Source organism: Nocardia sp. NPDC003963, assembly GCF_053605105.1.
In genome coordinates this window covers 280,723-292,637 of record NZ_JBSGIP010000002.1, presented here as the reverse complement: position 1 = coordinate 292,637, position 11,915 = coordinate 280,723, and the positions used below count along the sequence as shown (strand labels likewise).

The window sequence follows — 11,915 nt, the reverse complement described above, 5'->3', positions numbered from 1 at the left end:
AACTATGCTGGTGACGAATATTCGACGTTATTTCAACGAATAGTCGGTGCAGTGTAGATCCCGGGCTACCGGGCGACAAGGGAGCAGCGGATATGGCCACAACCGGGTCGCCGCCGACACGCCGGGTGGTGTCGGTGGTCGAACTGCTCGCGGAATCCGAGCGGGCGCTGACCGTTTCGGAGATCGTCGAACGCCTGTCGCTGGCCCGCGCGACGGTGACTGCGGTGCTGACCGAGTTGTGCGAGGCGAACTGGGTGGTCCGGGACGCGAGCCTGGCCTACCGGCGTGGACCCGCGCTGGCTCGCCTGTCACCGGCGGAACCCGTGGGTGCGGCCGTCGCGGTGGGTGCCGAACTGGCGGCGCTGGCCGAGGCGGCGGGCTGCGGGGCCACCTTGAGCCGGATCTCCGACGACCGGCTCACCATCGTCGCCAAACAATATGCGGGCGCGCGCATCGTGCCGGGGCTGTCCGTCGGGCAGTCGGTGCCGGTGGTGTATCCCGCCGGTGCCGCGGTGATGCCGTGGCGTACCCCCACCGAACGGCGACGCTGGCTGGCGACGGCGAAAGGCCGGCCCGGCGCGGCGGAACTGCTCGATTTCGTCACCGCGCACGGCTTCGCCATGTTCCGGCCCGAAACCGACAACGCGGGCCTGGTCGATCTACTGACCGAACTACTCGGCGCGCTCGGCGCCGAACTGTTACAACCCGGGTTGCGCGCCGAGGCGTTGCGCCAGCTCGGGCGATTGACCTCGCGGGCGTACACCGAGGCCGATATCGGAACCCGGGACGCGCTGCCGCTCAGCTATGTCTCCGCGCCGGTATTCCACGGCGACCAGGTGCCCTACGAGCTCCAATTGGGGCCGCTACGAGCGGCGGCGGGTACCGCGGACCGGGAGCGCTATATCGAGATCGTCCGTGCCGGAGCCGGCGCCATCTCGGTGGCACTACGGACCGCCGGCGAATGAGACGGGGCCGGTGCCGCCACCGCCCGCTCGGGTGAGCGCCGGGCAGCCCGGCTCGGGTGCTTCCGGATACCAGGAGTCTTCACCGACCCGGATCGGGCGACACTATCCGCGAATCCGCTTCCTCGCGGATCAGTTCGGCCACCCGCCCCGGGGTCCAGTGACCGGCCGCGCCGGGGCGACTGGCCAGATAGCCCGCGGTCTCGCCGATCGACCAACCGTGTGCCGCGCGCAGGCCGGTCACGATATGGCGCAGATACGCGGCGGCAGGTGGATTCCCGCCGATTTCCCGCCAGCGCCAGGGCGCGGTGAAGGTGAGGACGGGTATGCCGTCGAACGTGCCGGGGCAGACCAGGGTTTCGTAGCGCCCGGGGCCCAGCCGGGACCGGCCGGTGCGCACGGCCTCGGTGAGGTCGAGATCGGTGCCGGACCGGCGGTACATCTCCTGGGCGGCGATATCGCTGAACTGCGCGCGGGTCAGCAGATAGGCGCGCACCGGGGTTTCGGCGGGGGTGGTGGGATCGTAGAAGGCGCGGCCGCCGGACCAGATCACCGATTCGGTGGCGAAATAGAGCAGTCCGGGGAGAACCAGCGCGACGGAACGTGCCGGTGGCGTGTGGTCGCGGCATCCGCTCGGTGAGACGCCCGGCGCCGAGTGCAGCGCGCCGGAGGGCCCGCTCCCGTCGAGATAGCCGGACAGCCGGGCCGGGTTCGCATTCGAACCGTAGGCGGCATACCAGATTCGGCCGATCTCGGGTGCTGCCATCGGCTCCTCGTTCCGGCGCCGGGTGGAAAGCCGGTCGCCGGCGCGCCCGCGACGGGGCGCGCCGGCCGGCGGCTCAGATCTTGCGGATCACGGTGACGACTTTGCCGAGGATCCGCGCGTCGTTACCCGGAATGGGTTCGAAATGCGGATTGTGCGGCATCAGCCAGACATCCTTACCGCTGCGCTTGAATGTTTTCACGGTCGCCTCGCCGTCCAGCATCGCCGCGACGATATCGCCGTTGTCCGCCACGTTCTGCTGCCGGACGACCACGAAGTCGCCGTCGCAGATGGCGGCATCGACCATGGATTCGCCGACCACCTTCAGCAGGAACAGCGAACCGTCGCCGACCAGTTCACGGGGGAGTGGGAACACGTCTTCCACCGCCTGTTCGGCCAGTATCGGTCCGCCCGCGGCGATCCGTCCGAGCACCGGTACATAGGTCGGGATCGGCTGGTCGGTGGTATCGGCCGCGGCTGCGTTCCGTGCGGCATCGGCGGGGGCCAGCGTGGTCACCGAGCGGACCGCCTCGTCCATGCCGCGGACGTCCACGGCGCGCGGACGATTGGGATCGCGCCGCAGGTACCCCTTGCGCTCCAGCGTGCGCAACTGGTGCGCGACAGAGGAGGTGGAGTTCAGGCCGACCGCGTCGCCGATCTCACGGATGCTGGGCGGATAGCCGCGCAGGCTCACCGAGGAACGGATGACCTCGAGCACCTTGCGTTGACGCACGGTGAGATCCACACCGGTCGCCCCCGGTTCGGTGCCGGGGCCGGCCCCGTCACCCGTGTCGTCTGATTGGCTCACCACAACCGCCCTTTCTCGTCGGTCTCCGGCCCGGTGGCCGCCGTCCCGGCAGACGGCCCGGACCGGCTGCGCCCGAAGTTTGATGTCGTGCAGTGAATCTAGTCGGCGCACCCGGATCTATCAAACATCTGTTCGAGGCATGTCCGGTGTTGCTACTGACATTATCCCTCTCGCGTGGTAGAAATCGAACATCAGTTCGTCGAACATTTGATCGAATACCGCATATGGTTCCGCGAGCGACCAGCACGGAGGTCTATCCGATGAACACCGCGATCAGCGTGACCGGCACCGGCACGCGGGAAGACGCCACCGCCCGGGTACGGCCCGGTCCGGTCCCGCCGGGGGCGACCGGAACGACCGTCCCGGACGAGGGCGGGTTGCCGGGTCCGGGCACGTGGGGCCGCCCGCCCGGTCCCTGCGCCACCACGGCGTACCGGGACCGGTCGGGCGGTCACCGCCCGACCGCCCGGCCGGTGGTGCGCCGGGGTCCGGCGGTCCGGCCACAACACCGGCCGCCCCGGCCCGGCGAACTGGTCGAGCGGGCCCGCGCCGGCTACGCCGCGACCGCCCTGACGGCACTGATCAGCGCGACCGTGGTGGTCGCCTTCCTCGCCCTGGCTCATCTCCGGACCCCCGATCCGTCGCCGCAGCCGGTGCCGCCCGGAATACCGGGCGCCGCCGTACCCGGTCCGGGTGCCGGCGCTCCCGGATCGCGGTAGCGTGACGGCGCCGCGCTTGTCCGGGCCAGGGGTGAGCGCAACCAAGACACACCCCGTACCGGTATCCTCGGTGTGTTATGCACTCGAGCCGGTGCGCGTGACCGGCCCACCCGTATCCGGGCACCGGCCCGGTACCCGCGCTCGCCGGACCTGCGACCGGCGCCGGTTCGGCCGCGAGCGTTCGCAGCGACGAAGGACCCCGGATGCACTGCCCGTACTGCCGACACCCCGACTCCCGGGTCGTCGACTCGCGACTGGCCGACGAGGGCGCCGCCATTCGCCGCAGACGCTCCTGCCCGGAATGCGGCCGCCGTTTCACCACTGTGGAGACGGCGATTCTGTCCGTGGTCAAACGGAGCGGGGTCACCGAGCCGTTCAGCCGCGAGAAGGTGATCCGCGGTGTACGCCGCGCCTGCCAGGGCCGCGAGGTCGACGACGACGCTCTGAACCTGCTGGCTCAGCAGGTCGAGGACGCGGTGCGGGCGAAGGGGTCACCGGAAGTACCGAGTCATGAGGTCGGCCTGGCGATTCTCGGGCCGCTACGCGAACTGGACGAGGTGGCGTACCTGCGTTTCGCCTCGGTCTATCGATCCTTCACCTCCGCCGCGGATTTCGAACGCGAGATCCAGGATATGCGGCAGGCCCGGGCGGCGGTCGGCGCCGGGGACTGAGCTGGCGCGGTCAGCGGCGTACAGCCGCGATCGCTTTCTGGATCCGCTTCGTCGAGACCGGATACGGTGTGCCCACCTTCTGGGCGAACAGACTCACCCGCAACTCCTGGATCATCCACCAGAGCTCGGTGATATCGGGCGCCCGCCGCCGCCCCTCCGGTAGCCGGTCCAGTAGCCGGTCGTAGGCGGCCAGTGCGGTGTCCACTTCTGTCATGGACTGACGATCGCGCATCGCCGATCCCGGAAGCGCCGCGAGGCGGGCCTCGGCCGCCCGCAGGTATCGGGGCAGTTCGCGCAGCCGGGCCGGGCCCCATTCGGAGACGAACCCGTCGAACAGCAGTTCCGCCAGCTGATCCCGCACATCGTCGGCGATATCGGATTCCCGGACCCCGGCCAGCGCTGTGGACACCTCGTGCGCCTCGGCCAGGACCGGCACGACCAGCCGGATGATCCGGACGACCACGTCGTTGAACTTCGGTCGCAGCGCCGAGAGGAGCCGTTCGAAGCGGTCGGGGTCGCGGACGGGGCCTCCGGCGGCGGCGACGAGTTGGTCGGCCGCCGCGGCGCGGCAGTCCTCGATCAGCGCGTCGACCGAACCATAGGGGTTCTGGCTCAGCACCAGCCGGTCGGCCGGAGACAGACCGGCCGTGGCAGCACGCACCGAGGTGGGGATCGCATTGAGGATCAGCGCCCGGGTTCCCGCCCGCATGGCCGCTGCCTGTTCGCCGGGCGATTTGAGCACTCGCACCGCGATTCCCTCGGCCTCCGGTACCAGCGCCGGATAGCCGGTGACGGTCTGTCCGCCGACCTCGCTGCGCACCGTGGCGTCCAGGGTGCCCAGCGATTCCGAGGTCCATACCGCGGCCGGTGCGCGTTCGGCGTTCGCGGTGGCGGCGGCCACCGATGCCGAGACCTGATCGGCCAAGCGGGTCCGCAGCTGCGCCAGGCTCTTGCTGGTGGCCAGCACCCGGCCGTCGGTATCGGTGGCGGCGAAGGTCATCCGCAGGTGTTCGGGGAGGGCGGCCGGATCGAGATCGGCCGGGGTGATCGGCGTGGCGGCGAGCCGGGTGAGTTCCCGGGCCAGTCCGGTCCGCAGCGGTTCGGCGCGCGGCGTGAGGACACGCAGTGCGGCGGCCGCGAAATCCGGTGCGGGCACGACCGTGCGCCGCAACTGTTTGGGCAGCGTTTTGATCAGTGCCGCGGCCAGTTCGGCGCGCATCCCGGGGACCAGCCAGTCGAAGCCGACCGCCCGCACATGCGCCAGCTGGGCCACCGGAATCCGCACGGTCACACCGTCGTCGGCCTGCCCCGGTTCGAACTGGTAGGTCAGCGGGAAGGACAATTCGCCTTGCCGCCAGGCGTCCGGGAAATCCGTGGGGTCCAGCCGCTTCGCGGTGTCGTTGACCACCGTATCGGTCGTGAAATCGAGCTGGTGCGGGTCCTGCCGGGCGGCGGTCTTCCACCAGCTGTCGAAATGCCGGACCGAGACGATATCGGCCGGCACCCGGCGGTCGTAGAACTCGAACAGCACCTCGTCGTCGACGAGGATGTCGCGGCGCCGCGCCCGGTGTTCGAGATCGGCGATATCGTCGATCAATGCGCGATTGCGCTGGAAGAACTCGTGCCGGGTCTGCCATTCACCCTGGACCAGGGCGTGCCGCAGGAACAGTTCGCGCGAGACCCCCGGGTCGATACGGCCGTAGTCGACCGGGCGTCCGGTCACCAGCGGGACACCGTAGAGCGTGACCCGTTCGTAGGCACGGGCGGCACCGCGTTTGGCCGACCAGTGCGGTTCGGAGTAGATGCGCTTCACCAGATCGCCGGCGAGCCGTTCGGCCCATTCGGGTTCGACGCGGGCGGCGATTCGGCCCCACAGCCGTGAGGTTTCCACCAATTCGGCCGCCATCACCCACCGCGGAGGCTTCTTGGCCAGTGCCGACCCCGGGAAGATCATGAACTTGGCGTTGCGGGCACCCAGGAACTCACGGGCTTCCGCCTCCCGGACCCCGATATGGGAGAGCATTCCCGATAGCAAGGCCTGGTGGATGGCCGTCCCGTCCCACGGATCGGTATCCGGGCTCATCTCCTCGACCGGCCGGGGCGCGGGTGGCCCCGTGGTGTGCCGTCCGGCCGCCCGTTCCGATTTCGGTCGGCCACGGCGCCGTGAGCCGGGCTCGGACCGTCCGGCATGGTCGTCCTGCGCTTCCGCGTTCACCTCGTGCAGCGACCAGCCCATACCCTTGGTGATGGTGCGCAGTTGGCCGTAGAGATCCTGCCACTCCCGGATCCGCAGATAGTGCAGGAATTCCTCGCGGCACATCCGCCGGAACCGGTTGGCCGACAATGCCCGCCGCTGCCCGGTGAGGTATTCCCACAGTCGTAGGTATGCCAGGAAATCCGAATTCGGTACGAGGAACCGGGCATGTTTCGCATCGGCGGCCTGCTGCTGATCGGCCGGCCGCTCCCGGACGTCCTGAATCGACAGCGCGGCCACGATCACCAGCATTTCGGCGAGGCAGCCGTTGCGATGGGCCTCGACCAGCATCCGCCCCATCCGCGGATCCACCGGGAGGCGAGCCATCTCCCGGCCCGTCGGAGTGAGGGTGGGACCCGGCGCGGCCGCGCGGCGCTTCCCGCCGTCCGAGGCCGGTTCGGCGTGTTCCGCGGAATCCGGCACCGGCGTGCTCTGTTCCGCTTCGGCGGCCGGTGCGGGCGTGTCCCGGGGTGCGCCTTTCTCCGGGACTCGGCGGGCGAGAGCGCCCAGTTCCTCCAGCAGCGCGACCCCGTCGCGTACCGCGCGGTTGTCGGGAGCCTCCACGAACGGGAACCGTTCCATCTCGCCGAGCCCGAGCGCGGTCATCTGCAGGATGACCGCGGCGAGATTGGTGCGCAGGATCTCCGGATCGGTGAACGCCGGCCGGGATTCGAAATCGTCCTCGGAGTACAGGCGGATACAGATCCCGTCGGCGACGCGGCCGCAGCGTCCGGCCCGCTGCCGGGCCGAGGCCTGCGAGATCGGTTCGATGGGTAGCCGCTGCACTTTGGTGCGCATGGAATAGCGCGAGATCCGCGCGGTTCCCGGGTCCACGACGTAGCGGATACCCGGGACCGTGAGCGAGGTCTCGGCCACATTGGTCGCCAGCACTACCCGTCGGCCGGTGTGCGGGGCGAACACCCGATGCTGTTCGGCCGCGGACAGACGCGCGTAGAGCGGCAGGATCTCGGTCCGGGGCATCTTCAGATCAGCGAGCGCGTCGGCCGTATCCCGGATCTCCCGCTCGCCGGACAGGAATACCAGCACATCGCCGTCGCCCTCGGCGAACAGTTCGGTGACCGCGGCGCAGATCGCATCGACCGGGTCCCGGTCCACCGGCCGGTGGCCTTCCTCCTCGTCCTCCTCCGCGGGCGCCGGGAGGACCAGCGGCCGATACCGGAGTTCCACCGGGTACGAACGGCCCGAGACCTCGACGATCGGTGCCGGGTTGCCCGCGGCGTCGGCGAAGTGCCGGGCGAACAGTTCCGGGTCGATGGTGGCCGAGGTGATGACGATTTTCAGGTCCGGCCGCCGGGGCAGCAGCTGTTTCAGGTAGCCGAGCAGGAAATCGATATTGAGACTGCGCTCGTGCGCCTCGTCGATGATGATCGTGTCGTAGGCGCGTAGCAGCCGGTCGCGCTGGATCTCGGCGAGCAGGATGCCATCGGTCATCAGTTTGACCAGCGTGTGCTCGGCGGCGTGATCGGTGAACCGGACCGTATAGCCTACGGTATCGCCCAGTTCGGTGCCCAGTTCTTCGGCGATACGCTCGGCGACCGTCCGGGCCGCGAGCCGGCGGGGCTGGGTGTGCCCGATCGCCCCGCGGATACCCCGGCCCAGTTCCAGGCAGATCTTCGGGATCTGGGTGGTTTTGCCGGACCCGGTCTCCCCGGCCACCACCACGACCTGATGGGCGGCGATGGCGGCGGCGATATCGTCGCGACGCCCGGTGACCGGCAGCTGCTCCGGATAGGTGATGGCCGGGACCGCCGCGCGGCGGGCCGCGATACGTGTCTCGGCGGCCGTGATATCGGAGGCGATCCGGGAGAGATCGCCGCCGCGTACTCGATCCAGCTGTCGCTGCAGCCGGTGTTCGTCGCGGAGGGTGAGAGAAGCCAACCGGGTACGAAGCTCCCGGTGCGTGACTGCGGTCCTGGTCATTGCGTCGACCAGCCTAGCGAAACCGGGCTCGCCGCCGGGTCGCGGCCCGGTCCGGTACGGCCGTGCGGACCCGCCCGGCGCTCCGCGGGCGGGTCGAAGGGCTCCCGGTGCGCTGTCGGTCGTGCGAGTATTGACGGGTTGCGCTTTTCGCGAAAGGCGGTGCGGCATGGATGGATTCGTACTGGACCAGCCCGGTGTGCGGGCCCTGGCCGCACTGGCGTTCGGAGTGGCGGCCCTGCTGGTGCTGGCCCGGGTGATGTTCGCCGAACCGGTGCTCGTGACCGGCGAGTACGGTGGCGCGGGTTGTGCCGGGCACCGCGGTGGCACCGGGCACGGTGGTGACCACGAATCCGATGCGGCGCATCTGCTGATGTGCGCGGTCATGCTGGCGATGGTGCTCTTTCCCGCCGGCGTGCACGCGCACGCCCTGCGCGGTGTGCTGCTCGCCATGACGCTGGTCTTCACGCTGTTGCTCGGTGACAGAGTCGTGCGTTGGTATCGCGGTAGCCGTCCGCGGGGCGGGTACCGGGCGGCATCCATCGGATACCACCTCGTCGCGGCCGCGATAATGCTGTTCACGATGTCCGGGCATACCGGGCACGGTGTGGGTCACGGGGGCGGACCGGCACTCGTATTCGCGGCCCTGTTCCTGGTGGACGCGGCTGTGGTGGTCGTATCCGCGCGCCGCGGCCGGGCGCACTGGTGGGCCGCCCATCCTGTCGCGCCGGAAGCGGGACGCGGACTGTCCTCCTCGGTGCTGCCGCATGTGATCATGGACCTCGGCATGGTCTATATGCTGGTCGCATGACCAGGAAAGGTCTCCGGCGGGGCGCCGGCCGCGGCCCGGCCACGCAACACGGTCGAGATCCGCACATGTTCGGGTGCGAGCGCGGCGCGCAGTAGATCGGCCACCCGGCCGGCGCTGTCCGCCGCGGTACCGCAGGTGAACACATCGACGAAGATGTCACCGGATTCCGGATAGGTGTGCAGCGAAGCATGAGATTCGGCCAGCAGCGCCAGGACGGTCACCCCGTGCGGCTCGAACTGTTTGCCGACCATCTCGCAGACTGTCACACCCGCGGCGGTCAGCGCGTACCGCAACGCCCTCTCCAGCGCGCCGAGATCGTCGCAGAGGGTACGTTCGACCCCGCCGAACTCGGCCAGCACATGCCGGCCGGTGAATTCCGCCGCCACCAATTCGCCACCTCACTCGAATCCGGTGCCGGCGATCAACCCGATACCACCGTGACCTCGTCGAACACCACATCGCCGGCCGCATCGGATTCGGCCAGATCGACGGTCGCGAGCAGCGCCCAGCCGTGATCGCCCGCCGGATCGTCGAGAACCTGGCGCACCTGCCAGAAACCGGGTCGTATCTCCACCCGGAACAGCTGTGGTCCACGGGCATCGGGACCGGTGCCGATACTGTCGTACTCGGCGAAATACGGGGCGAGGTCGGCCGCCCAGTCCGGGCCCGGAGACAGCTCCGTCAGTTCGTCCCAGCGTTGTCTCGACGCGAGTTCGACCCGGCGGAACACGGCATTGCGCACCATCACCCGGAAAGCCCGTTCGTTGGCGGTGACCGGTCGTACGCTCTCGCCGCCGAACGCGATCTGCTCGGCGTCGGTCTCCGCGCCCGCACCGGTCAGTTGTTCCCATTCGTCGAGCAGGCTGGAATCCACCTGCCGCACGAGTTCGCCCAGCCATTCGGTGAGATCGTCGAGTTCCTCGGTGCGCGCCGCGTCGGGGATCGTGCGGCGCAACGCGCGGTAGGCGTCGGCGAGATAGCGCAGCACCACCCCTTCGGAGCGGGCGAGTTCGTAGTAGGAGATCAGTTCGGTGAAGGTCATCGCCCGTTCGACCATGTCGCGGACCACCGATTTCGGCGAGGGCGCGAACTCCGACAGCCACGGGTGCCCGGCCCGGTAGGTCTCGTAGGCGCCTTCGATCAGCTCCGCGAGCGGTTTCGGCCAGGTGATGTCCTCGAGCAGTTCCATCCGCTCGTCGTATTCGATCCCTTCGGCCTTCATCTCGGCCACGGCCTCCCCGCGGGCCTTGTGCTGCTGGGCCATCAGCAGCTGCCGGGGATCCTCGAGGGTGGCCTCGACCAGCGACACCATATCGAGCGCGTAGCCCGGCGACGCATTGTCGAGCAGTTCGAACGCGGCGAGTGCGAACGGCGACAGCGGCTGATCCAGCGCGAAATCCCGCTGCAGGTCCACGGTGAGCCGCGCATAGCGTCCCTGCTCGTCGGGTTCGGGAAGCTGCTGGACCACGCCCGCGTCCCGTAGGGCCCGGTACAACCGGACGGCCCGCAGAATATGGCGCCGCTGGGCCGGCCGCGGTTCGTGGTTGTCCTCGAGCAGATGCCGCATCGCCTGGAAGCAGTTGCCCGGGCGCGCGATCACGTTCAGCAGCATCGCGTTGGTCACCGCGAAACGCGACACCATCGGCTCGGGCGCCGCCGCGACCAACCGATCGAACGTCTCCTCGCTCCACGAGACGAAACCCTCGGGCGGTTTGCGCCGCTGCACCTTCCGCATCTTCTTGGGGTCGTTACCGGCTTTGGCGAGCAGCCGGGTGTTCTCGACCTCGTGCTCGGGCGCCTGTACCACCACTGTGCCCATGGTGTCGAAACCGGCCCGCCCGGCCCGGCCCGCGATCTGGTGGAATTCCCGCGCTTTGAGCCGACGGGTACGGACACCGTCGAATTTGGTGAGGCCGGTCAGCAATACGGTGCGGATCGGAACATTGATGCCGACCCCCAGCGTATCGGTCCCGCAGACGACTTTGAGCAGTCCGTCCTGGGCGAGGCGTTCCACCAGCCGACGATATTTGGGCAGCATGCCCGCATGATGGACCCCGATTCCGTGCCGGATCAGCCGCGACAGGGTCCGGCCGAAACCCGAGGAGAAACGGAATTCGCCCAATGCCTCGGCGATCGCGTCCTTCTCGGCACGACTCGCGAAGTTCGCACTGGTCAGCGCCTGGGCCCGTTCCAGGGCCGCGGCCTGCGTGAAATGGACGACATACACCGGTGCCTGGTGGGTGGTTACCAGTTCGGTCAGCGTTTCGGTGATCGGAGTGCGCGCGTAGGAGAAGTGCAGCGGAACCGGGCGCTCGGTACCCGCGACCACGGCGGTGCTGCGGCCGGTGCGGCGCTCCAGATCGGCGGCGAAGAAATCCACTTCGCCGAGCGTGGCGGACATGAGGAGGAACTGGGCGCGGGGTAGTTCGAGCAGTGGCACCTGCCAGGCCCAGCCGCGGTCGGGATCGGCGTAGAAATGGAACTCGTCCATCACCACCTGCCCGATCTCCGCGTCCGGGCCTTCCCGAAGGGCGAGGTTGGCGAGGATCTCGGCGGTCGCGCAGATGATGGGAGCGGTCGGGTTCACGGCCGCGTCCCCGGTGACCATACCGACCCGCTCGGCACCGAAGATCTCGCACAGTGCGAAGAACTTCTCGCTCACCAGCGCCTTGATCGGCGCGGTGTAATAACTGCGCAGACCCTGGGTCAGGGCGAACAGATGCGCGCCGACAGCGACCAATGATTTACCCGAACCCGTCGGGGTGGCGAGAATGACATGGGAGCCGGCGGCCAGCTCCATCACGGCCTCGTCCTGAGCGGGATACAGTGCCGTGCCCTGCTCGGCGGCCCATATCGCGAACGACTCGTACAGTGCGTCGGCGTCGGTCCCCGGTATCTCGAGCAGTTCGGTCAGATCCACCCGGGACACCCTACGGGCTGCCGTGCGTTCGGTACCGGCACGGTGGCCGCGTGCCGGTCCTCATCCGGC

Annotated in this window: 9 protein-coding genes; 4 read left to right on the top strand and 5 right to left on the bottom strand. The window is 69.1% G+C overall.

Annotated features, from left to right (window positions below; translation table 11 throughout):
• Positions 1-92: 92 nt before the first annotated feature.
• Entirely contained in the window at positions 93-965 is an 873-nt protein-coding gene (locus ACWEWT_RS09935; RefSeq protein WP_452557937.1) for a helix-turn-helix domain-containing protein, read from the top strand.
• Positions 966-1,044: 79 nt separating this feature from the next.
• Here ACWEWT_RS09935 and ACWEWT_RS09930 read toward each other — a convergent pair whose 3' ends face one another.
• Together ACWEWT_RS09930 and lexA are read right to left on the bottom strand one after the other, a co-directional pair.
• A complete protein-coding gene (locus ACWEWT_RS09930; protein WP_452557936.1) occupies positions 1,045-1,728 on the bottom strand; it encodes a histone deacetylase in 684 nt (227 codons plus the stop codon).
• A gap of 73 nt (positions 1,729-1,801) precedes the next feature.
• A complete protein-coding gene (gene lexA / locus ACWEWT_RS09925; protein WP_452557935.1) occupies positions 1,802-2,536 on the bottom strand; it encodes a transcriptional repressor LexA in 735 nt (244 codons plus the stop codon).
• Positions 2,537-2,793: 257 nt separating this feature from the next.
• Between lexA and ACWEWT_RS09920 the strand changes: the two genes are divergently transcribed.
• The gene (locus tag ACWEWT_RS09920; RefSeq protein WP_452557934.1) at positions 2,794-3,252 is read left to right on the top strand and encodes a hypothetical protein; all 459 of its coding nucleotides are present in this window, start codon (positions 2,794-2,796) and stop codon (positions 3,250-3,252) included.
• Positions 3,253-3,455: 203 nt separating this feature from the next.
• Positions 3,456-3,923 (top strand): transcriptional regulator NrdR, encoded by a 468-nt coding sequence (nrdR, locus tag ACWEWT_RS09915; RefSeq protein WP_452557933.1) that lies wholly within the window; start codon positions 3,456-3,458, stop codon positions 3,921-3,923.
• Between the two features lie 10 nt (positions 3,924-3,933).
• On the opposite strand, the gene hrpA is transcribed toward nrdR, so the two are convergent.
• The gene (hrpA, locus tag ACWEWT_RS09910; protein ID WP_452557932.1) at positions 3,934-8,118 is read right to left on the bottom strand and encodes an ATP-dependent RNA helicase HrpA; all 4,185 of its coding nucleotides are present in this window, start codon (positions 8,116-8,118) and stop codon (positions 3,934-3,936) included.
• Positions 8,119-8,284: 166 nt separating this feature from the next.
• Between hrpA and ACWEWT_RS09905 the strand changes: the two genes are divergently transcribed.
• A complete protein-coding gene (locus ACWEWT_RS09905) occupies positions 8,285-8,926 on the top strand; it encodes a DUF5134 domain-containing protein (protein WP_452557931.1) in 642 nt (213 codons plus the stop codon).
• Here ACWEWT_RS09905 and speD read toward each other — a convergent pair.
• Together speD and ACWEWT_RS09895 are read right to left on the bottom strand one after the other, a co-directional pair.
• Positions 8,908-9,312, bottom strand: a complete 405-nt coding sequence (gene speD / locus ACWEWT_RS09900; RefSeq protein WP_452557930.1) for an adenosylmethionine decarboxylase — start codon at positions 9,310-9,312, stop codon at positions 8,908-8,910. The genes ACWEWT_RS09905 and speD overlap by 19 nt on opposite strands.
• A gap of 35 nt (positions 9,313-9,347) precedes the next feature.
• Positions 9,348-11,846, bottom strand: a complete 2,499-nt coding sequence (locus ACWEWT_RS09895) for a DEAD/DEAH box helicase (RefSeq protein ID WP_452557929.1) — start codon at positions 11,844-11,846, stop codon at positions 9,348-9,350.
• Between the last annotated feature and the right edge of the window lie 69 nt (positions 11,847-11,915).